The sequence below is a fragment of the Lysobacter capsici genome, from assembly GCF_014779555.2.
GTDB lineage: Bacteria > Pseudomonadota > Gammaproteobacteria > Xanthomonadales > Xanthomonadaceae > Lysobacter > Lysobacter capsici.
The window spans coordinates 3,083,114-3,106,739 of record NZ_CP094357.1; the positions used below are offsets into that span (position 1 = coordinate 3,083,114).

7 protein-coding genes (1 of these 7 only partly in view) are annotated in these 23,626 nt (G+C 67.4%); 3 read left to right on the forward strand and 4 right to left on the reverse strand.

The genetic code is table 11. From position 1 onward, the window contains the following. Positions 1-11,879, forward strand: partial view of a non-ribosomal peptide synthase/polyketide synthase gene (locus IEQ11_RS25900; protein ID WP_191820635.1) — the 3' portion only. The gene continues 10,360 nt to the left of window position 1, outside the view; the window shows 11,879 of its 22,239 coding nt (coding positions 10,361-22,239); its start codon lies off the left edge, out of view; its stop codon occupies positions 11,877-11,879. 182 nt (positions 11,880-12,061) lie between these two features. After that, entirely contained in the window at positions 12,062-12,280 is a 219-nt protein-coding gene (locus IEQ11_RS12505; RefSeq protein WP_057921677.1) for an MbtH family protein, read from the forward strand. Positions 12,281-12,463: 183 nt separating this feature from the next. On the opposite strand, the gene IEQ11_RS12510 is transcribed toward IEQ11_RS12505, so the two are convergent. The 4 genes from IEQ11_RS12510 to IEQ11_RS12525 all read right to left on the reverse strand — a co-directional run bounded on the left by IEQ11_RS12510 (position 12,464) and on the right by IEQ11_RS12525 (position 21,323). Next, positions 12,464-13,768 (reverse strand): hypothetical protein, encoded by a 1,305-nt coding sequence (locus IEQ11_RS12510; RefSeq protein WP_191820636.1) that lies wholly within the window; start codon positions 13,766-13,768, stop codon positions 12,464-12,466. Between the two features lie 172 nt (positions 13,769-13,940). Beyond that, complete coding sequence (locus tag IEQ11_RS12515) at positions 13,941-14,510, reverse strand: DUF2272 domain-containing protein (protein ID WP_191820637.1); 570 nt, start codon at positions 14,508-14,510, stop codon at positions 13,941-13,943. 544 nt (positions 14,511-15,054) lie between these two features. Continuing rightward, positions 15,055-16,383 (reverse strand): alpha/beta hydrolase, encoded by a 1,329-nt coding sequence (locus IEQ11_RS12520; RefSeq protein WP_191820638.1) that lies wholly within the window; start codon positions 16,381-16,383, stop codon positions 15,055-15,057. Positions 16,384-17,081: 698 nt separating this feature from the next. Beyond that, the gene (locus IEQ11_RS12525; RefSeq protein WP_191820639.1) at positions 17,082-21,323 is read right to left on the reverse strand and encodes a Tle-like phospholipase domain-containing protein; all 4,242 of its coding nucleotides are present in this window, start codon (positions 21,321-21,323) and stop codon (positions 17,082-17,084) included. Positions 21,324-21,996: 673 nt separating this feature from the next. Here IEQ11_RS12525 and IEQ11_RS12530 point away from each other — a divergent pair. Next, positions 21,997-23,397, forward strand: a complete 1,401-nt coding sequence (locus tag IEQ11_RS12530) for a trypsin-like serine peptidase (protein ID WP_191820640.1) — start codon at positions 21,997-21,999, stop codon at positions 23,395-23,397. The last annotated feature ends 229 nt before the right edge of the window (positions 23,398-23,626 follow it).

Sequence of the window (23,626 nt, forward strand, 5' to 3'; positions counted from 1 at the left end):
GCGAACGCATGTACCGCAGCGGCGATCTGGCGCGCTGGCGCGAAGACGGCCAGCTGGAATACCTCGGCCGCGACGACGGCCAAGTCAAACTGCGCGGCTTCCGCATCGAACTGGGCGAGATCGAAGCGGCCATCGCCGGCGCGGGTTACCCGCACAACGCGGTCGCGGTGCGCGAGGACCGCCCCGGCCAGCGCCAGTTGATCGCCTATCTGGTGACCCGCGCCGACGCGCTGGACGCCGATGCGCTGCGTCGCAACCTCGCCGGCAACCTGCCCGAACACATGGTGCCGGTCGCCTATGTCGCGCTGGACGCTTTGCCGCTCACCCCCAACGGCAAGCTGGACCGCCAGGCCTTGCCCGCGCCGGAAGCCAGCGGCGACATCCGCCTGCCGCGCACGGCGCTGGAACAGACCCTGTGCGATTTGTTCGCCGCGGTGCTGGGCCTGGACCGGGTCGGCATCGACGACAGTTTCTTCGCCCTGGGCGGCGACAGCATCAGCTCGATCCAGTTGGTCGGACGCGCGCGCCAGGCCGGTTTTCGCTTCAGCGCGCGCGATGTGTTCCAGCACCCGAGCGTGCAGGCGCTCGCGCGCGTCGCCGCCACCAGCGAACCCGTCGACGCGTTGCCGCAACAGGCGCCGACCGGCGTCCTGCCGGCCACGCCGATCATGCAATGGCTGCTGGAGCGCGAGGGCCCGTACCAGCACTTCTGCCAGACCATGCTGCTGCAAGTGCCGAAACTGCGGCGCGAGCCCTTGCAGGCCGCGTTGCAGGACCTGATCGAACACCACCATGCGCTGCGCATGCGTCTGCGCGATGGCTCGGCCGGGATCGACTCGTTCGAAATCGGCGAGCCCGGCAGCGTGCGCGCGGCCGACTGTCTGGAATCGGTGCCGCTGCACGGCCTGTCCGCCGATGCGCGCGAGCGTCGCATGCACGAGGCCATGCTCGCGGCGCAACTGCGGTTGTCTCCGGCCGAGGGACGCATGCTGCAAGCGGTGTGGTTCGACGACGGCGTGGATTCGCGCCTGTTCCTCGCCTTGCACCATCTGGTGGTGGACGGCGTGTCCTGGCGCATCCTCGTGCCAGATCTGCAGGCGGCGTGGGAGGCGCGCGCCGCCGGCGCCGCGCCCGATCTCGCGCCGGTGCCGACCTCGTTCCGCCATTGGGCTCTCGCCCTGCCCGCGGCCGCCGCCGTGCGCATCGAGGAACTGCCGTTCTGGCAGGCGATGCAGCAAGGCGAAGATCCGCCGCTGAGCGCGCGGCCGCTCGATCCGGCGCGCGACACGCTGTCGACCCAGCGCCATCTGTCGCTGCGGTTGGAACCGGAGGTGACGCGCCTGTTGCTGACCCGCGCGCCCGAACGCGTCCACGGCCGGATCAACGACGTGCTGCTGTCGGCGTTCGCGCTGGCGGTCGCCGAGTGGCGCCGCCGCCACGGCCTGGGCGATGTCGAACAAGTGCGCTTCGACCTCGAAGGCCATGGCCGCGAAGCCCTGACCGGCAACGCGGAAGCCGACGGCATCGACATCAGCCGCACGGTCGGTTGGTTCACCAGCCAGTTCCCGCTGCAGCTGTCGCTCACCGGCATCGACCAGAGCGCGGCCGCGCACGGCGGCACCGCGCTGGATTCCACGCTCAAATCGGTCAAGGAGCAATTGCGCGCCCTGCCCGACAACGGCATCGGTTACGGCTTGTTGCGTTATCACCACGCGGACGGCCGCGCCGCGCTCGGCGGCCACGCCGCCGCGCAGATCGGCTTCAACTATCTGGGCCGTTTCGCCATCGCCGAACAAGGCCAAAGTTCCTCCGACTGGACTCAAGCCCAGGCGGCCATTCCCGGCGCGGGCGAGGACGCGCCGCTGGTCCACGCGCTTTCGCTCAACGCCACCACCGAGGACCGCCGCGACGGTTCGGTGCTGTGCGCCAACTGGAGCTGGGCCGGCGAGTTGTTCGACGAGACCGCCGTCGGCGAACTCGCGCGGCTGTGGTTCGACCTGCTGCGGCAGATCGCGCGCAACGCCGCGCAGGACGAGCGCACGCTGTTCACGCCCTCGGACCTGCCGCTGATCGCGCTCGACCAGCAACGCATCGAAGCCATCGAGGCGATTCAGCCGCCGCTGGCCGATATCCTGCCGCTGTCGCCGCTGCAGCATGGCCTGCTGTTCCACGCCCTCTACGACGACGGCGCGCCCGATGCCTATCTGGTGCAGCAGGTGTTCCGCTTCGAAGGCCGGCTGGACCCGACGGCGATGCAGACCGCCGCCGACCGCCTGCTCGAACGCCACGCCAACCTGCGCGCGGCCTTCATTCACGACGGGCGCTCCAGCACGGTGCAAGCCATCGCCCGCGTGGTCAAGGCGCCGTGGCGTTTCGTGGAAACCGATGAGGCCGGCCTGCAGACGCTGTTGCTGCTGGACAAGCAGCAGCGCTTCGAACCGTCGCAGGCGCCGCAGCTGCGCTTCACCCTGGTACGTACCGCGGCGCAGCTGCATTACCTGGTGTTCACCAGCCACCACATCCTGCTCGACGGCTGGTCGATGCCGATCGTCCTGCGCGAATTGCTCGCGCTGTACCACGCGCGCGGCAGCGACGCCGCGCTGCCGCCGGCGCCGGCGTATCGCGACTACCTGGCCTGGATCGGCGCGCAGGATCGCGAAGCCGCGCGCGCGGCCTGGCGCGAGGAACTGGCCGACCTGGACGAACCCACGCTGCTGGCGCCGCAGGCATCGGACGAACCGTCGATGCCGCTCACCCACCAACACCTGTTCTCGCGCGAGCTCACCCAGGCCCTCAACACCCAGGCGCGCCGCCATGGCCTGACCCTCAACACTTTGCTGCAGGCGGCCTGGGGCTTGTTGTTGGCGCAGTACACCGGGCGCCACGACGTCGTGTTCGGCATCACCGTGTCCGGCCGCCCGCCCGAAGTGGCCGGCGTGGAGCGCATGGTCGGCCTGCTGATCAACACCTTGCCGCTGCGCCTGCGCATCCGGCCCGAGCAAACGCTCGGAGCCTGGCTGGACGACCTGCAGGCGCGTCAGGCGCGGCTGCTCAACGAGCAGTTCCTGGACCTTCCGCAGATCCTGCGCGACAGCGGGCACGCCACGCTGTTCGACACCTTGATGGTGTACGAGAACTATCCGCTGGACCCGAACGACCGCCGCGCGCTGGAAGCCGACAGCGAACTGCGCATCGGCATGGCCGAGGGCCACGGCGGCGACCTGTCGCACTACCCGCTCAGCCTGTCGCTGCTGCCGGGCGAGCGCCTGCGCCTGGATTTCAGCTATCGGCCCGACGTGTTCTCGCTGGCCGATCTGGAAGCGCAGATCCGCCGCTACGCGCGCCTGCTCGAAATCCTGGCCGGCGATCTGAGCCTGCCGATCGGTCGTCTGGACCTGCTCGAAGCCGGCGAACGCACACGCCTGCTGCAAGCCAGCGGCGCGGACCTGCGCGCACTGCCGCCCGGCGGCCTGCACGATCTGTTCGCGCAAACCGCCGCCAGCACGCCGCGGGCCACCGCCTTGGTCTGCAACGGGCAACAGCTGGATTTCGCCGAGCTCGACGCCCGCGCCAACCGCCTGGCCCATGTGCTGATCGCCCGCGGCATCGGCGCCGAGGACCGGGTCGCGCTGGCGCTGTTGCGCACGCCGGACATGATCGTGGCGCTGATGGCCGTGCTCAAGGCCGGCGCCGCCTATCTGCCGTTGGATATCGAGCAGCCCGCCGAGCGTCTGCACGAAATCCTCGACGATGCCCTGCCCGCCGTGGTGATCGGCACCGGCGCCGGCACGCGCTCGCTGACCCAGGACGATCGCGGCCGCGAACTGCCCTTGCTGATGCTCGACAGCGCCGACACCCGCGATCTGCTCGCCGCGGCGCCCGAACACGCGCCCAGCGACGCCGATCGCCGCCGGCCGTGGTCGCCGCAGCATCCGGCGTACGTCATCTACACCTCCGGCTCCACCGGCAAGCCCAAGGGCGTGGTGATCGCCCACGGTTCGCTCGCCAATCTCTATCACCATCACAAGCAGATCCTGATCGATCGCGAGGCCGCCTTCGCCGGCGGCGCGCGCCTGCGTTTCGCTTTGACCGCATCGATGGTGTTCGACACCTCGATCGAGGCCCTGCTGTGGATGGCCGCGGGCCACGAGCTGCACCTGATCGACGAACAAGTGCGCAAGGACAGCCAATGGCTGGTCGACTACGTGGTCGAGCACGGCATCCATGCGATGGACGTGACGCCCTCGTTGTTCGAAGTGCTGTTGCAGGACGGACTGCTGGAACGCGACGACAGCGAACTGTGTTGCGTGATGCTCGGCGGCGAAGCCGTCAGCGAGGCGCAGTGGCGCACGCTCGGCGAATCGCCGCGGGTGCGCGGCTACAACCTCTACGGCCCGACCGAGTGCACCGTCGACGCCTGCTTCGCGAGCATCGACCCCGACAGCCGCCCCGCCATCGGCGCGCCGCTGTGGAACAGCCGTGCCTATGTGCTCGATGCGCGTCTGCAACCGCTGCCGGTCGGCGTCGCCGGCGAGCTGTACCTGGCCGGCGCGTTCCTGGCGCGCGGCTATCTCGATCGTCCGGCCTTGAACGCGGAACGTTTCGTGGCCGACCCGTTCGCCCATGGCGAGCGCATGTACCGCAGCGGCGATCTGGCGCGCTGGCGCAGCGACGGCCAGCTGGAATATCTGGGCCGTGGCGACAATCAGGTCAAGATCCGCGGCCACCGCATCGAACTGGGCGAGATTGAAGCCCGGATCAGCCAAGCCGGTTACAGCCAGAACACGGTGCTGGTGCGCGATGATCAGCCGGGCCGCAAGCAACTGGTCGCCTATATCGCCGCGGCCGATGCCGCCGATCTGGACGCGCTGCGCCGGCAACTGGCCGCGCAACTGCCCGACTACATGGTGCCGGCGGCGTTCGTGCGCCTGCCGCGGTTGCCGTTGAGCATCAGCGGCAAGCTCGATCGCAAGGCGCTGCCGGCGCCGGACTTCGCCTCGGTCAGCGTGCGCGCGCCCCGCGACGCGAAGGAGCAGCTGTTCTGCACGCTGGTCGCCGAAGTCCTGGGTCTGGAGCGGGTCGGCATCGACGACAACTTCTTCACCCTGGGCGGCGACAGCATCAGTTCGATCCAATTGGTCAGCCGCGCGCGCAAGCAAGGCCTGGTGATCACCGCGCGCGACGTGTTCCGTCAGCAGACGGTCGAGGTGCTCGCGGCCTCGGCCGCGCCGCTGCCGCGCACCGCCGCCGCGCCGCTGGAGGCGCCGACCGGAACGCTGCCGGCCACGCCGATCATGCACTGGCTGCTGGATCAACCCGAACTCGCCGAGTCCTTCAATCAGTCGATGACCCTGCCGCTGGGCCTGGCCCATGCGCAGGGAGAAGCGCTGACCCAGGCGCTGCAGGATCTGCTCGATCATCACCATGCGCTGCGACTGCGCCTGGATCCCGGACGGCAACTGCGGATCGTGCCGCAAGGCGCGGTGCGCGCGCAGGATTGCCTGCGTCGGGTGTCGCTGGTCGGTCTCGACGCTGCGGAGCGCCAACAAGTCATCGAGGACGCGCAGCGAACCGCCCGCCAGCAGCTCGCACCCGCTGAAGGCCGGATGCTGCAGGCCGTTTGCTTCGTCGACGAGCAAGACGCGCAGCTGCTGCTGACGATCCATCACTTGGCCGTGGACGGCGTGTCCTGGCGCATCCTGCTGCCGGACTTGCAGACCGCGTTGGACGCGCGCGCGCGCGGCCTCGCGCCGCGCCTGGAAACCGCCGCGACCTCGCTGCGCCACTGGGCGATGCAACTGCCGGCCATCGCCAATACCCGCCGCGGCGAACTGCCGCTATGGCAATCGATGTTCGCCGGCGACGATCCGGCCTTGAGCGAACGGGCGCTCGATCCCCGCCGCGACATCGGCGCCACCCAGCGCACCCTGAGCTTGCGCCTGGACACGCAGACCACGCAGCAACTGCTGACCCTGGCGCCAACCCAGATCCACGGCCGCATCAACGACGTGCTGTTGACCGCGTTTGCGCTGGCGCTGATCGATTGGCGTCAGCAACGGCTCGGCGTGACCAATGCCTCGCTGCGTTTCGATCTGGAAGGCCATGGCCGCGAAGCCATCCTCGAGGGCGCCGACCTGTCCCATACCGTGGGCTGGTTCACCAGCGAATTCCCGCTGCAACTCGACCTGGCCGGACTGAATCTGGACGAGGCGATGCGCGGCGGCCCCGCGCTCGAACACGCGCTCAAGCGGGTCAAGGAACAACTGCGCCGACTGCCCGACAACGGCATCGGTTACAGCCTGCTGCGCTATCTCGACGAGCACGGTCGCGAGGCCCTCGCCGCGCAGCCGTCGCGTCAGATCGGCTTCAATTACCTCGGCCGCCTGCAGGCGGTCGACGAAGCCGGCGACGACGACCGTCCGCTCGACGCTCCGCGATCCGAAGCGCCGCACGGCGACGATGCGACCTGGCCGCTGTGGCATCTGCTCGGCCTGGACGCGGTGACCATCGACCACGCCTCCGGCCCGATGCTGCACGCCACCTGGAACTGGGCCGGCGAACTGTTCGACGAGACGGCGATCGGCGCACTCGCGCAACGCTGGTTCGAACTGCTGCGCTGCATCGCCGAGCGCGCCACCCATGCCAAACCCGGGTTCACTCCGTCGGACCTGCCGCTGGTGAAGCTCGATCAGGCCCAGATCGAAGCGATCGAGGCCAGCCAACCGCCGCTGGCCGAGATCCTGCCGCTGTCGCCGCTGCAGCATGGCCTGCTGTTCCACGCCATCTACGACGAAGATTCGGTCGATGCCTATCTGGTCCAGGAGGTATACCGTTTCGACGGCCCGCTGGACGCCGCGATGCTGCAGACCGCGGCCGACCGCTTGCTGGAACGGCACGCCAACCTCAGCGCCTCGTTCGTGCATCAAGGCCTGCCCGAAGCGGTGCAGGTGATCCCGCTCAAGCCGAAGGCGCCGTGGCGCTTCGTCGAACGCGACGAGGCCGGCGTGCCCGCGCTGCTGCGCGAGGATCAACAGCGCTTCGACCCGTCGCAGGGGCCGCTGCTGCGTTTCCTGCTGGTGCGCACCGCGCCCGAATGCCATTACCTGGCGTTCACCAGCCATCACATGCTGCTCGACGGCTGGTCCTCGCCGATGGTGATGAAGGAACTGCTGAGCCTGTACTACGCGCGCGGCGATCGCTCGGCCCTGCCGTATGTGACGCCGTATCGCGAGTACCTGGCCTGGGTCGCCGCCCAGGATCGTCAGGCCGCGCGCGATACCTGGCGGCGCGAACTGGCCGATCTCGACGGCCCCACCCTGCTGGCGCCGCAGGCATCGCCCGAACCGGTGATGCCGCATACCCATCCGCACGATTTCTCGCGTGAGCTCACTCAGGCGGTGACCGCGCAGGCGCGTCGCCACGGCCTGACCATCAACACCCTGCTGCAGGCCGCATGGGGCCTGTTGCTGGCGCAGAGCACCGGACGTCAGGACATCGTCTTCGGCATCACCGTATCCGGCCGTCCGCCGGAACTGGCCGGCGTGGAGCGCATGGCCGGCCTGCTCATCAACACCTTGCCGTTGCGGCTGCCGATCGACCCGGCGCAGACCCTGGGCGACTGGCTGGCCGCGCTGCAGGACCGCCAGGCGCAATTGCTGGACGCGCAGCATCTGGGGCTCAGTCAGATCCTGCAGGACAGCGGCCACACCCAGTTGTTCGACACCTTGATGGTGTTCGAGAACTATCTGATGGACGCCGACGACCAGCGCCTGTCGAATGCCGACGGCAGCCTGCGCATTTCCATGGTCGACGGCTTCGGCGGCGACAAGTCGCACTATCCGCTGACCTTGCTGTCGATGCCCGGCGAATGGGTGAAGTTGAATTTCAGCTATCGACCGGACGTGTTCACCAAGCGCGACATCCAGCGCTTCGCGCGCCGTTACGAGCGCATCCTCGAACAACTCGTGGGCGATCTGAGCCTGCGCGTGGGCCAGCTGGATCTGCTCGAGCAAAGCGAGCGCGCGCAGCTCGAGGCCTGGAACGGCACCGAGCATCCGGTGCTCGCGGAAAGCCTGGCGGCGTGTTTCGAGCGTCAGGCGCGCCTGACCCCGGACGCGACGGCCCTGGTGGCCGGCGAGCTCAGCCTGAGCTACGCCGAACTCGACCGCCGCGCCGACGCGCTGGCGCGACGGCTGATCGCGCGCGGCGTCGCCGCGGAACAAGGCGTGGCGCTGTTGCTGCGCCGTTCGCCCGAACTGGTCATCGCCACCTTGGCCGTGCTCAAGGCCGGCGCGTATTACCTGCCCCTGCACGAGCAGCATCCGGACGAACGCCTGGCCCTGCTGCTGGCCGAAACCGACACCGTGCTGCTGATCGCCGATGCCAGTATCGAAGGCCGCGATCTGGACGGTTCCAAGCTGACGCCGTCGCAGGTGCTGCGCGTGGACAAGGCCGACGAGGATGCGGCGCCGGCGTCGACCGTTGCCGCGCCCTTGCCCGTCGCACACCCGCGACAGCTGGCCTACGTGATGTTCACCTCCGGCTCCACCGGCCGTCCCAAGGGCGTGGCGGTGGAACAAGGCGACATCGTGGCCTTCGCCCGCGACCGCCGTTTCGCCCGCGATCACGAGGTGGTGCTGCTGCATTCGCCGCACGCCTTCGATGCGTCTACTTATGAGCTGTGGGTGCCGCTGCTCAACGGCGGTCGCGTGGTGGTGTGCACGGTCGACAGCGGCGACGGCCGGCAGATGCAGCGCCTGGTGGCCGAACACGGCGTGCGCAGCATGTGGCTGACCGCGGGCCTGTTCCACGAATTCGTCGAATCCGCGCCCGAACTGTTCGCGTCCCTGGTGCAAGTCTGGGCCGGCGGCGACGTGCTGTCCGCCGATGCCATCCGCCGCCTACAGGCGCGCTATCCGGCGCTGCGCATCGTCAACGGCTACGGCCCGACCGAGACCACCACCTTCGCCCTGACCTGCGCCGTGCCCCAACTCGCGATTGACGCGGCCAGCGTCCCGATCGGCGAGCCTTTGGACAATATGCGCGTTTACGTGCTCGACGGCGCGTTGCGGCCGGTGCCGCCCGGCGTGCCCGGCGAGCTGTACATCGCCGGCGCCGGCCTGGCCCGCGGCTACCTCGGGCGGGCGTCGTTCACCGCCGAGCGCTTCGTCGCCAATCCCTATGCGCCGGCGCATCACCGCGGCGAGCGCATGTACCGCAGCGGCGACCTGGTGCGCTGGCGCGAGGACGGCCAGATCGAGTTCATCGGCCGCGGCGACCAGCAGGTGAAACTGCGCGGCTTCCGCATCGAGCCGGGCGAAATCGAGAACGTGCTGCAGGCTTATCCGGCCGTGGCCCAGGCCATCGTGCAGGTGCGCGAGGACGTGCCCGGTCACAAGCAGCTGGTGGGCTATGTCGTGCTCAAGCAAGGCGGCGGTCAGCGCGACACCGCGCTGGAGACGCGTCAGGTCGACGAGTGGGAGTCGCTGTATCAGGACCTCTACGACGAAGACACCGTCGATGCGCAGGCGCCCGAATTCGGCGAAGACTTCCGCGGCTGGAACAGCAGCTACACCCAGACGCCGATTCCGTTGGAGCAAATGCGCGAATGGCGCGCGGCCACGGTGCGGCGCATCCTCGCGCTGCGTCCGCGCCGGGTGCTGGAGATCGGCGTCGGCAGCGGCCTGATCCTGGCGCCGGTGGCGCCGCAGGTGGAGACCTACCACGGCACCGATCTATCGCGCGCCACCGTCGAACGTCTGCAGCGCCAGATCGCGCAGCGGCCCGAACTGGCCGGCAAAGTGCAGCTGCACACCCTGCCCGCGCACCGGACCCGGCAGGTGGCCGAGTCCTTGCCCACGCAGGCGTACTACGACGCGGTCATCGTCAACTCGGTGCTGCAGTATTTCCCCAGCAGCGATTACCTGCTGGAGATGATCGAGCAGTCGATGGCCTTGCTGGCGCCCGGCGGCGCGCTGTACCTGGGCGACGTGCGCAACCTGCAACTGCTGCGCAGCTTCGTCAATGCCGTGCAACTGCATCAGGCCGAGAGCGGCATCGACCCAACCACCTTGCAGCGCCGCATCGATCAGACCCTGCTGACCGAGAAGGAACTGTTGCTGGCGCCGGAGTTCTTCACCCAGTTGCCGCAACGGCTGCCGGCCATCGCCGCGGTCGATATCCAGACCAAGCGCAGCGTTCACGCCAACGAGCTGACCCGCCATCGCTACGAAGTGGTGCTGCGCAAGCACGGCCCGAAGGTGCGTTCGGCCGCCGCGCTGCCGACCCAGCCGTGGTCGCCGGCGTTGCTCGAACCCGGCGCGCTCGCCGCGCGGCTTGCCGAGCAGCCCTCGGGACTGCGCATCAGCGACGTCCCGCATCCGCTGCTGCAACCCGAACTGGACGCGCTGCAGCAACTGCAGGCCGGCCGGCGCATCGCCGAAGTGCGTACGCGCCTGCTGGCGGCGCAGACCCAGGAACTGCCTCCGGCCGAGGCGCTGCATGCCCAGGGCGAAGCGCTGGGCTGCGAGGTCGCGGTGACCTGGTCGGCCCCCGAACGCGGCCTGGAACTGCTGTTGCTGCCGAAAGACAACGACGAAGCGATCTGGACCGACATCCATCAACCGGCCCACCCGCGCGAGTTCGACGCCTGCGCCAACAGCCCCGGCAGCTTCGATCGCCTGTCCGAGTTGCGCCAACACGCGCAACGGCATCTGCCCGACTACATGCAACCGCTGCTGGTGCCGCTGCCGACCTTGCCGTTGACCCCGAACGGCAAGGTGGATCGCAAGGCCCTGCCCGCGCCGGAGTTCACCTCCAGCCATCGGCGCGCGGCCACGACACCGCAGCAGCAGGCCTTGTGCGAGTTGTTCGCCGAAGTGCTGGAACTCAACGAGGTCGGCATCGACGACGACTTCTTCGAGATCGGCGGCCATTCCCTGCTGGCCACGCGATTGGTCGGCCGCATTCGCCACACGCTCGGCGTGGAAGTGTCGGCACGTGTGCTGTTCGAATCGCCCACGATCGCGGCCTTGTCCGAACGCATGGCCGAACCGCTGCTGGCGCTGTCGGCGCTCGAACCAGTGGTGGCGATCCGCGCGCAAGGCAACCTTCCGCCGTTGTTCTGCCTGCCGCCGGGCGGCGGACTGGGCTGGTGGTATCGCGGCCTGACCCGCTATCTCGACCCGCAGCGCCCGATCTACGCACTGCAAAGCGCCAGCCTGATCGATCCGGCCGCGCCGTTGTCGGCCAGCGTGGAAGAGGACGTCGCCGCCTACCTCAGCCAGATCCGCGCGATTCAACCCGAGGGGCCGTATCACCTGCTCGGTTATTCCTACGGCGGCGCCACCGCCCTGGAACTGGCCCTGCGCCTGCAGCAGGCGGGCCAGGAGGTCGAGCGGCTGGTGATCCTAGATTCGTGCATCCGCACCTCGATGCCGGGCTTCGATTCCGCCACCGTGCCTACCGGCGACTACCGCGCGAGCATCCTGCAAGGCTTCCTCGAGAACATCGCCGGTTGCGACATCGGCGACTACGATCCCGAATCGCTGGACTTCGAAAAAGCCGTCGAACTGCTGAAATACAGCATCTTCTCCGGTTTCGACGCGGGCCTGCTGGAGCGCTTCGTCGCCACCCAGAACAACGATTCGCACCTGCTCAACTACTACAAACCCAGCGGCAAGTTCCGCGGCGACGTGGTCTTCTTCATCGCCACCCAGGACTGCCAGGGCGAGGCCTACGTACTGGAACCGGGCACCTTCAAGCACAACATCACCGGCGCGCTTCGCACCCACGACATCGATTGCCGCCACGACCAGCTGACCCACCCGCAGAACCTGTCGCGCATCGGCCGAACGCTGGCGCAGGACTATCGCCTGTGAACCGTCGCGACGACTCGTTGAACTGCCGCGTCGCGCGACGGCCGCGGGCGAAGCCGTCGTCGCGGCGCGTCGTGCGCGCAGCTCGACACCCGCCGCGGATGTTCCCCATGGTCGTCGCCCCGGCGACGCCATCTGTTTCGTCAACGTCCTGCTTTTCCAACATCCATTAACCGGAGAACACCATGACCAATCCTTTCGAAGACACCAACGGCAGCTTCCTTGTCCTGGTCAACGACGAGAACCAGCATTCGCTGTGGCCCGAGTTCGCCGAAGTCCCGGCCGGCTGGAAGCGCGTGTTCGGCCCGGACCAGCGTCAGTCCTGCCTGGATTATGTCGAGCAGCACTGGGTCGACATGCGTCCGGCCAGCCTCGCGGCCCTGGACGACGCCCGCGCCGCCTGAGCCACTCGGCCTCGCCTTCGGGCGGGCAGGTTCAGACCGGACGCGGCGCCCGCGCCGGTTCGCACACATCGCGGTCGAGGGACGCCGAACCCGATGTCGGCGTCCCTTCGCTTGCGCGTCGATCCGTTTCGGCGCCTCAAGCCGCGGCGAAATCTTCAGCGCCGCCAATGGCCGCGCGGCCAGCTACTTCGTTGCCTGCGCGCACAACGCCTGGGTGTCCGAGGCCGTGTCCGCATCGGTCAGCAAGTGCCGCAGAAACGGCGTCCAGCGGTCGTTCTTCGAGTAAGCCATCACCGAGTGCTTGCGCCAGAAGCGCGCCGTGCCCGGCGTTTGCACCTTGGATCGCGAGAAGTCGAACACCCCGACATCCGTGCCGCTCGCTGCGAACGTCCCGACCAGCAGCTTGCAGGTCTGCACCGGCCGCACCGCCATGCACGACGATCCATAGAGTTCGCAGTTGAGGAAGTACTTGCCGGTCGCCGAATCGCGCGGGTTCAACGCCATGGTGATGCGTTCGGGGACGATGTCGCGCGCGAGGTCGTAGCGCTTGAAGGTGTCGAGCGTCGCCGCCGGCGCGACGGCGGCGAAGCGCAGCCGGGACTTGCGCTTGACCGCGTAGCTGCCGTCATCGCCGGCCGCGTGGTCGCCGCCGGCGGCGCGCACGTAATACTCCGGTTCGAGCAATACCGGCCGTCCGTTTTCGCGGAACGCTTCCGACGCGTCGCCCATCGCGTTCGCCACCAGCGGCGCGCCGGTGCTGTGGGTGATGATGCGGATCGGCATGTCCGCCGGCAGTTCGTTGAGCAGGCGGCGGAACTCGAGCCCGATGAACGCCATGTTGTACTGGGCCTGCTTCCACAGATGCAGGAAGCGCCAACCCGTGGTGCCGTCCCAATACACATGGACCAGCGTGGCGCGCGGCTCGTGCTGCAGGATCATGCCGTCGAGCGGCGTGTACCAGTCGCGCGCATCTTCATAGTTGTTGCGATAGCCGTGGATGACGAACACCACCGGCGCGCCGTCGGCCGCGGCCTCGATCCGGGCCGCGAGCTGTCGACGATAACCGGCCTGGATGCGTTGCCAGTTCGCCTCGCTCCACTGGCTCGACGGCAACGCGCCGTCGGTCAGGCCCGCGTCGCGCGCGAGCCGCTGCACCACCGTGTCCGAGGATGTGGCCTCGCGCGCGAAATAGCCGCGCAGCGTTCCGGCGTCCTGCCGCTCGTCGAAACCGCGGATCAGCTCGTTGGTGGCGACCGGCACCGCGGCGGACGGATACAGGTTGCCCTTGCGGTCGTAGAAGATCGTCAGCGGTGCCTCGGAGCGGCGCACGTCGTCGCTGAAGGTCGATGCCGTCGAGGGCGTGTACCACTCCCGCTGGTAATCGCGCAGCGAGGTTTCGCCGGGTGCCGGCTTGACCGGAGCGCCGGTGCAACCGGCAAGCAGCAACCACAGCGCGCAAGCGCTCGCGAACGACCATCGTTTCCCCATCGCAGCCCCCCTAGGCCTGATTTTTTGGTTTTCAGTGCGGACAGTGCCCGCGTACAACGGTCGAGAACATCGACATCGCGTCGAGATCCCATCGTTTGCCGCGGCCCCGCCGTTCGCGCCCGATCCGGACGCGAACGGCCTGGATCGACTTGGCGATCGTACCGGAACGACCTCACAGCGTCGTCTCCACGATCGAAATGTAAAGGCCGCCGGGATTCTTCACCAGGCCGGTGGAGGTCAGGCGGACTTCCTTGATGCCGACCGAATCGCCCTCGTTGCCGCCGATGGTCCACAGGTAGCGGCCGCGGTTGTCGGTTCCCACCTCCACCACGATCGCGCTGTGCGACTCGTACTTCCGGTGGGTGGCGGCGAAATCGAAGTCGAAACTGTTGCCGGAGCGGTTGTTGTGCAGCAGGTCGCCGACCTTCGGCGCGTACTGCGCGACGCGCCGCCCCAGGAACACGCCCTGCCCGGCCTGCGCGTTGGCGATGGCGGCGTGGATGAAGTCGCCGTGGCGCGCGGAAAACCCGAACTGGTTTTTCGTCGCGCCGGCCTGTTTCATGCACCAGCTTACGAACACCGCCGACCAGGCGGTGCCTATGCCTGGAAAGGACAGGCCGAGTTCGGTCCAGTACAGGCGGATCTGCGCGGACAAGGGGTTCTGGTTCTCCCGGAACAACGAGAACTTGCGATGCTGCTCCTGGGCGACGGTGGCCAGCTTCTTGGTGAAGGTCGAAGGCATGTGGCTGCTCCTGCGTGACGTTTCGCTTCCTTTGCTGTTCCGCCGTCGCGAAGGCCTGTGCCGCATCGCGTCGAATGCGCGAGGTCGATCGCCGATCCTGTCCGACGGCTCATGCCCGGCATCGAGCGCAACGCGGCGAAGCTTCCTCCGCGTTCGTCAATCAACTACGCGCCGTCGCGGGCGGGTCGGCCACCGTTGGTCGGGTAGCGGCCGGAACGCGTGGCGCTTCGCCCTGGCCGCGGGCGCGAGCGAGATGCCCAGGTTGTATCCCGCGGGCCGTTGCCGGAGTTTTCAGCGCTTCGCAAGATGCGGGACTGAAAGTCAGCGGCGGCGAACCGGTTCAACTCCGGCAAGGGCTATGGATCTGCTGGCCGAAACACGCGCAAGGAGATATTCGCGTCCACTGCCGCCAATCCAGGGACGAGGATTTCGAACTTCGACCGCGGGGCGGCAGCGAGTAGCGTTCGAGATCGGCGAAGGCCAGACACGATCATTTCGGCGTCCGATCCAAACCAAACTCCATCACCGGCCCCATATGCAGGACTCACTCCTCCGCCATTGCGTTGTCCATAGTCCCGCATTTCCTGGGGTAGCCCTGGACCGCGACGAATCGATACAGAAAATCCGAAAACTCGTCGCCCCAGATTTCGTTGTGTCCCGAGATTATTCCCTTCTCGACCTGGACCACCATGTAAGGATTGAAACGGGCCGACTCGAGGCTCGACCGCGAGCTTTCAGACTTTGCCGGAGTTCGGGCGAGCGCAACCGCTCCGACATTCCACCGATCGGTTGTCCCGTTGCTGTAAGCCTTCCACGAGCAGGCGAAGTCCCTGAATTCGACCGTCGACGGCGTGGCGAGCTGCATCAGGGTGTGGGTCTGGTAGGGCGCGTAGTGACCAATCGCCTGGATGTTCTGGCGTTTTTGCTCGGCAGTGCTGTGCTCGGAGAACAAGGTCGCCAGCGCGCGACCGGCCGGGAACGCTCGCTTGGTCGCGGTATCGGCCTGTGAGGTGAATATCGCCAAGATCGGCATCTGTCCGGGCGTGAACGTCATCGCCGATGCCTTGCGCTGGAGCGCGTTGAAGCGTGCGGCCTCGAATGCGGGATTGACCAGCACCACCAGGTTGGCGACGTTGCGTACGACCCTGCCGTCTTTGCCGACATACGCGGTGTCGCGAATCAGCAACTGATTGAGCGCGTTGTAGACGAGCGCGCCGCCGAAGCTGTGGCCGGTGATGATCAGGCGATTGGCGGGCCGTGTGGCCTTGATCTTGGCCAGTTCGGTGAGCACCTCGGTGGCGCCGTCGGTGCCGACGCGATGCGCGCGCCCTTTGCGTCCCCAGAATGTCAGGGTCTTGAACGGTTCGACCCTGTTGGACAGCCCCCGCCAGCCGAGATAGACCCCGACGACCTGGCGCGCACTGCATGCGCGGTTCTTGCAGACATCCGCATCGGCTTTCGCGATCTTTCCGAGGAACTGCGCGAATGCCTGCACGTTGCCGTCGTCGGGCGCGGCGTTGTGCTTCCATCCGTGCGCGAAGACGACCATGAGGACCGGGCGATCGTGGTCTATCGCGCGGATGTGTTCGATCAAGCGGTCCTTGCTTCTGGCATCGCGCAAATAGCCTTGGTCGTCGAATTCGACGTAGCCCATCAGGACCGGCACGGACGACGGCGACGAAGGCGTCTCTCCCACTTGGTGCAGCAACTCCTGGGGACAGTCGCCCTTCGCCTTGAAGATGCAGTAGTCGTTTGTATGCAATTGGGTTCGATAGGTCCGTCCGGAAACACAACCGGCGTTGATGCAGGCAATCAGCAATAGACAGACCACGCCGAGCCGATGCGAGAGGCGCCCAAGGCTCCTGTCGTCCATGTCCTGTCCCCAGTTGTCCATTCGTACCTGGGTTAACGGATGAATGGCTGGGCTGCGGACAGTCGGTGGGGCTGTCGTCGAGTAGGCGCGACGGTCGATCCTGGTTCCGGATCGAAGGTTTCAAGTCCGACAACTGGCGATCTGGATGCGGACTGCCGGGTCTTCGGGCTTGCGTTCGCCGAATTCTGCCCGGGATGGCGGCCAAGATTGCCGGTGATGTGTGCTGAGGTCGGGGGTGGTGCTTGCGTTGCTGGGTTGAGCTGAGAAAAAGCAAAAGCAAAAGCAAAAGCGAATCCCCCCTGCCCCCCTTTTCCAAAGGGGGGAAAAGCACGGTATCGCGCTCTCCGAAAATCACGCCGCTACCGATCGCGCGCCACGAGAATCATGCCCACTTTGAAAAAGGGGGCGAGCGCCCGACGCGACCATGCGGTCACCGCGTCGCTGTCGCGCGGGGGATTCGCTTCTGGATACAGATCGCCATGCGCTTAAAGCAAAACAACGTCGCGCACCACGAGAATCATGCCCACTTTGAAAAAGGGGGCGAGCGCCCGGCGCGACCATGCGGTCGCCGCGTCGCTGTCGCGCGGGGGATTTGCTTTTGGCGGATCCCGATGCGCTGAAAGCAAATCCCCCTGCCCCCTTTTGCAGGGGGAAGCGAATTGGGGGACTCAACAATCAGCGGCAGCGCGGGCCGATTTCTATCGGCCGCCGCCGAGCGGCCAATCGGGCCAGCCCGATGCATTGGGATCGGGCGCTTTCGTCGTCCACTGCCCGGTTTGCGGATCGATGTACCAGCGGCCGACGTCGGCGGGAATCTCGGGCACGCCGTCGGGGAAGCGTTTGTTGAAGCTCTCCTCGACCGGACCCATGGTGTGGCCGACCGGGAACTTCGGCGGCAGCATCTCGCGATGGCCCAGGGCGTCGGGCATGCCCGGAATATGATCCTGCAACCAGTTGAGTTCGTCGTTCTTGACCAGGTAGGCGCGCACTATGCCGCCTTGCTCGGCGAAATACGGCGCCAGGTCGCGGCTGTTGGCGAAGGTGCCGCCGTCGGGCGCCTGCTGCACGCCGCCATCCTCGCGGAACAGCGGATTGTTGCGGGCCAGATTGCGCGGATGCACGGCCGCCGGGTTGAACACGATCGCCGGCAGATTACCGCCGCCCACCGCCATCGCCGCCTGCGAGGCGAGCCCGCCGCCTAGCGAATGTCCGGTCAACACCAGGTTCTCGCCATAGGTTTCATAAGCGCGACGGGTGAGATCCACCGCATGCCGGTATTGCGCGGTGTCGAAGCCCAAGCCCTGCGCGGCGTCGGTGTAGATGTCCTTCAAGGCCGTGCGGCTGGTCGGCGCGGTGCCCTTGAACGCGAGCACGAACTGGCCCTCGCCGTTGGTGTACAGGCCCGCGCGCAGGCCCGAGGAATGGTTGAAATCCGCCGGGGTGAAACCGGCCGGCAGATCGGCGTCGGCCACCTGGCGGAAGCTGCCTTCCAGGGCGGAACCGTCGGCCTTGTAGACGTGTTTGGCGACTTGCAGCAGATCGCCGTCGAGGCGATGCGGCGTGGTGCCCGCCATGTCGTCGGCGAACGAGCGGCCGGGCGGCACCTGGTAGGCGCCGCTCGCGCCGGCCGGCGGCAAGGCATCGGGAGGATCGACGCCCTTGGCCACGGGCTGGAAGGGATCGTTCTTGCCGGCATAGATCTGCAGGCGTCCGCCTTCGGTCGGCATCGACAGGGTGTTGTCCGGTATCGCCCAGGTGTCGTCGATGCGGTTCGCGGTCGACACCAGCACCTGAGTGTCTTCGGTCAGCACGTAGCGCGTGGACACCTTGGACACGATGCCGTCGGGAGTGATTTCCGCGGCGTATTTGGGATCGACGCCGACATGCGGCTGAGCCTGGATATCGCGCACACGACCGTACACGCCCGGCCCGGGACCGATGTCGGCGATCCCGATGTCGGTGGGACGCGCGCTTTCGCTGAAGGAGAAGTAGTTGCCCTTCGGCCCGCCCGGCACCTGCCACTGATAGACCTCGGTGCCCTTGGGCAAGGTCCGCACTTCCACCGGGCGGGTGAAGTCGATGCCGGCCACATGCGAAAGATCCGCGGGCTTGCCGGTCGCGCGTTCGTAGAACGAAATCGCCGTGGCCTGGCGCTGGGCGATGACTTCCGCGGTCGGCGCCGCGTCGAGCGCCAGACGCTGCGGCGCGCCGCCGAGCACGCCGCTCGGCGGCGGCAGATCGGTGATGTTGTAGACGCCGTCGGGGCCTTGCGTCGCCAGACGCGGCTCGGTTGCCGGCGGCGTCACCGGGCGGCCTTGCTGATCGATATAACGCAGCGGACTGTGGGCCACGTCGTCGACCGCGCCGGCCGCGCCGGGCAGTTTGATCTTGGGAATCTTGAGCGGGATAAGCAGCGAGGCCACGTCGAAGGTGACGTTGCCGAGCGCCTCGCCGTAGCGGCCTTCGCTCCAGGCCTTGCCGATGTGATCGAACATGTGCGGCAGGCCTTCGACCATCGCCTCGCCGGTCTCCATGCCGCGCTTGGCGCTGGGCAGGAACGCCGGCGCGTTGCCGCCGCTGATCTGATCGACGAGCACGCCGGTGCCGCTGAGGTCGTACGCGGTCCTGGCCAATGCGCCGAGGCCGACGACGAAGCCCACCGCCGCGTCCTTGACCCCGCCGCCGAAGCCCTGCAACTGGCCCATGAACGAGGTTTCGCCGTTGCCGCGCACATCGGTGATCAGCTCGCGCATCTGCGGCGTGAACGCCTCGTTGCCTTCGGTGGCGCGGCTGATGATGCTGTCGCGCAGCCAGTTCAGACGCGCATCCGGATCGGTCTTGACGATCTGCCGCATCAGCGCCGCCTGATCGTCGGGATCGAGCGCGCCCATTTCCTTGACCAGCGCCTGCACCCGTTCTTCCTGGTTGTCGACCATGAAGCGGCGAACACCCGCGTCCATCACCCGGTCGCGCGCGGCGAGCACGGCGGGGCTCTTGTCGGCCGCGGTCTCCAGGCGATCGCCCATCAGCGTGTTGTAGGTGTCGCCGTCGATCTTGACCGTCTGCGCGGTGAAGGTCGTCACCCCGGTGTCGCGTGCGCTGGCCAGGTGTTCGTCGCTGAGGAAGCCTTCGGTGAACGCATCGCCGTGCATGCGGTTGTACAGCGCCACGAAGCGCGCCTGCGCGGCGGGGTCGGCCGCGCGCGCCTGATACTGGGTCATGAACGCCTGCAACTGCCCGGCGTTCTGTTCGTCGCTGGTCGCGGCCAGTTCGCCGTATTCGCCGGTGTAGTTGTCGCCGTTGGCGTTGTACTGATCGATGTCCTTGATCGCCTGCAGATCGGCGGCCTTGGTGCCGGGCACGCCGGTCATGATGTCCAGGCCGCCGTTTTCGAGCTGGGTCATCTGCTCGGGCGACAGATTCTCGAGGATGCCGGTCTTGAACCACGACTGGCCCATGCCGGGATCTTTTTCCTGTAGCGCCGACAGCACCATCTGCTGGGACACCGGGTCGAGGTCCTGCAGCGTGTCCAGCGCGTAGTTCAGGCGCTTCTCGTAGTCGTCGCGCCACATCGTGCGGTCGCCCTGATCGAGAATCTCGTCGGCGACCTGCCCCGCTCTGCCCTGATCGATGCGCTCGCCCTTGAGCGAACCCAATTCCTTGACCACGCTGCCGTCGGCGGCGGTCTGGCGCACGCCGACCGGCTGCCGCTGAGCGTCGTACTCGGTCACCACCTTGCTGCCGTCGGCGTTGGTGGTGGTATCGCGAGCGGTGACGACCGGCAGGCCGCTGACCGACTCATGCTGGGTGGTCTGCTGCAGCGCGCCCTTGGCGTCGTAAGCCTGGGTCGTGGCGAGTTTGCCGTCGTCGCCCAGCGAGTACACGGTGCGGCTGCCGTTCGCGGCGGTGTCGATAACCTGCCTGCGTCCGTCTTCGCCGACCCGCTCGGTGCGCGCGACGCCTTTTTGTTCGAAAACCACGGTTCCGTCCTGCGCGACCAGCTTTTGCGACAGCTGCGCATCGGCGATGCCCTGCGATCCGGCCGGAGCCGCATGCACCTGGTACTCCATGCGATAGCCGCCGTCGTACTGGTGCGTCACGGTGCTGACGCCGGGCTGGCCGGCCACCGGGGTGGTGGTGATCTTGCTGACTTCGCCGGTATCGAAGCTGGTCGCGCCGTCGGCGGACACTTCGCGAATCCGCAGCGGCTGCGGCCCGGTGACGTCGGCGCCGTTGTCGCGCAGCGTCACCGACTGGACCTGATAGCCCTGTTCGTTCGGGATGACCGCATGCTGCACGATCCGCGCCGGATCGGCCGCGGTACCGCCGTAGGCATCGGTGATGACGGCGCTCTTGCCGTCAGGACCTTGTTGCACGGTGCGCTGCGGAAGCCCGCTGACGGTCGACACGCCGTTGTCGACGACGCTGCGGCTTTCCAGCGGCACCGCGGCGGCGGGACCGGTCGCCTTGGGATCGAAGACCTGGGTGGTGACCAGCGCATTGCCGTTGGCGTCGAGCCCATCGGTGTGTACGACGCGAGTGCCGTCGGCATAGGTGCTTTCGCGCACCGCCGCGCCATCGGCCGTCTGCGTGGTGCGGCTTTGCGTCGGCGCTTCCGGCTTGGCCTGGGCGACGACGTTGTCGGCATCCAGTCGCGCCTGCGCCTGATCGTAGGCGCGGTTGATGGTGTTGATGTCGCCGGTTCGGCCTTGTTGCGAGGCCTGATCGATCGCGCTGCGACGGCTGTCGCTGAGATTGGCGATGGTCTGCTGATGGGTCGGCCCTTGCAGGGTGCCGCCCTTGTCGAAAGTAGCCTGCGCCAGCGCGTCTTCCGGCTTCTCGATTTTGACCGGAGGTTTGAGCGGGGGCTTGACCGACTCCGGCGGCGGCGGAGGGGGCGGCGGCGGTGGCGGCAGCGGTTTGATTTTTTCGTCGCTCATCGGGGCTGTCTCCGTCTCGCACCTGCGGGTTTGCCGTTCGACCGCGGCGCGCTTCAAGCGCCGCGTCGTTCAGGCCATCGTCTGTCGTGCCGCGCGCTCGCGCATTCGGCTCGCGCATCCAGCTCAGCACAGGCAGGCGACCGCAAAGTCACGCATACCCGCGCAGGCCCGAGAATTGCATCGCCGACGGCACCTATTCAATACGGGGCTACCCTAGGAAGCGTTTATTCTGAGCGTGCGTGTTCACCTGATTGAACGAAACACCGTTCAGTCGCCACCGCCTCGATGCCCGCCCTTGGTTCACCTTCGCTCACCGCGGACTCGGGTGTTCGGCTGCGACAGCGCGGCATGCAAGTACCTGAACAAGTTTGTTTCCACTTGCGTGATACGAGTCCGGAAGCCGCGTGCGCGCGGATATTTTTCGCGTTGTTGTGCAGCGCGACGCGGGCATACGGTGCGTTGTGGCCGCCAGACCCGGGTCACGTCCGAGGTCGCCGCGCATCGGCGCTTCGCGCAATCGAGTGCTTTCGTAACCGACGTTCAACAACCGTCTTTCAACCGCCCGACTCCCATCGCCGGCCTCGCCGCTCCACGGCCTGGTTTGCCGGATGCGCATGCCTGCGTCGCGGACTAGGTCTCATCCCTGCGTCTTAACTCAAGGAAGGAAAGAGCCATGAAACGACTGTACGGTTCCCTCGCTTTGCTGTCCCTTTCGATCGGCGCCGCGATCGCCGCGCCGGCGACGCTGCCGGCCGCGTTCGAACATCCGAACGTTTCCTCGCTCGACAAGGTCGCCGTGCGCATCATGCCGGCGGTCAATGTCGACAAGTTGAAGGCCGAAGATCGTCTGCGCGACAAGCGCGGCGACATCCCGCGCTTCGCCTTGCCGATGACGGTCGACATGACCCCGCTGAATTCCGGCGTGTGGGAAGACGTCGACGCCGACACCGTGGTCTGGCGCCAGCGCATCCGTTCGGACAAGGCGATGTCGCTGAATTTCGGCTTCACCCAGTACCACATGCCGGCCGGCGGCCGCATGCTGATCTACCCGGCGACCCAGGAAAAAGGCGGCGACCGCGACCTGATCCGCGAGTACAGCGACCGCGACAACAACGAACTGGGCCAGTTGTGGACGGCGATCGTCCCGGGCCAGGAAGCGGTGATCGAAGTGGTGGTGCCGCGCGCCAGCGCTGGCCAGTTGAGGCTGCATCTGACCAAGGTCAATCACGACTACGTCGGTTTCGGTCCGCTCGCGCGGCGCTTGGCCGAGGCCAGCGGCGAGAAAGGCGTGTCGGGTTCGTGCAATGTCGACGTGGTCTGCCCTGACGGCGCCAGCCGCAGCGACATCATCCGCTCGGTGGGCGTGTATTCGAAGAACGGTTCGCTGGCCTGCACCGGATCGCTGGTCAACAACACCGCCAACAACAAGAAGATGTACTTCCTCACCGCGCACCACTGCGGCATGACCACGACCGCGGCCGCGAACAGCATCGTGGTGTACTGGAATTATCAGAACTCGACCTGCCGCGCGCCCAACACCCCGGCCAGCGGCGCCAACGGCAACGGCTCGCTGGCCCAGAACCAGTCGGGCTCGACCTTGCGCGCGACCTCGGCCAATTCCGACTTCACCTTGCTGGAACTGCGCACCGCGGCCAACCCGGCCTTCAACCTGTTCTGGGCCGGTTGGGACCGCCGCAACCAGAACTTCCCGGGCGCGGTCGCGATCCATCATCCGAACGTCGCCGAGAAGCGCATCAGCCTGTCGACAACCTCGACCTCGTTCGTGGCCTGGGGCGGCGGCGCTGGCACCACCCACTTGAACGTGCAGTGGCAGCCGACCGGCGGCGTGACCGAACCGGGCTCCTCGGGCTCGCCCTTGTACAGCCCGGAAAAGCGCGTCATCGGTCAGCTGCACGGCGGCCCGTCGAGCTGCAGCGCCACCGGCACCAACCGCAGCGACCAGTACGGCCGCGTGTTCACCTCGTGGACCGGCGGCGGCACCAACGCCACCCGCCTGAGCAACTGGCTGGATCCGGGCGCGACCGGTGCGACCTTCATCAACGGCATCAACTGATCCGCGCGTGATGCTTCACAAGTCCGGCTGAGCATCGTTCGGACCGGCGAGTCGCTCCGCGCTGGAGCGGCTCGCCCTTCGCGGCGCCGAGCCGCCGGACCGGCCGCTTGTCATGGCCGGCGCGCCTTCGAACTGCGGACCGTCAGGTCGTCGTCAGGTCGCCGCAGCGCGCCTGTGCCCGACATCGCGGGCGTATTGCGCCGGCCTTGCAACCGTCAGGTTTCCGAAA

What these genes read in the sequence shown, in the direction of transcription:
- IEQ11_RS12505 (WP_057921677.1), top strand. Translation starts at nt 12,062, where the DNA reads ATGACCAATCCTTTCGAAGACACCAACGGCAGCTTCCTTGTCCTGGTC.
- IEQ11_RS12510 (WP_191820636.1), bottom strand. Translation starts at nt 13,768, where the DNA reads ATGGGGAAACGATGGTCGTTCGCGAGCGCTTGCGCGCTGTGGTTGCTG.
- IEQ11_RS12515 (WP_191820637.1), bottom strand. Translation starts at nt 14,510, where the DNA reads ATGCCTTCGACCTTCACCAAGAAGCTGGCCACCGTCGCCCAGGAGCAG.
- IEQ11_RS12520 (WP_191820638.1), bottom strand. Translation starts at nt 16,383, where the DNA reads ATGGACGACAGGAGCCTTGGGCGCCTCTCGCATCGGCTCGGCGTGGTC.
- IEQ11_RS12525 (WP_191820639.1), bottom strand. Translation starts at nt 21,323, where the DNA reads ATGAGCGACGAAAAAATCAAACCGCTGCCGCCACCGCCGCCGCCCCCT.
- IEQ11_RS12530 (WP_191820640.1), top strand. Translation starts at nt 21,997, where the DNA reads ATGAAACGACTGTACGGTTCCCTCGCTTTGCTGTCCCTTTCGATCGGC.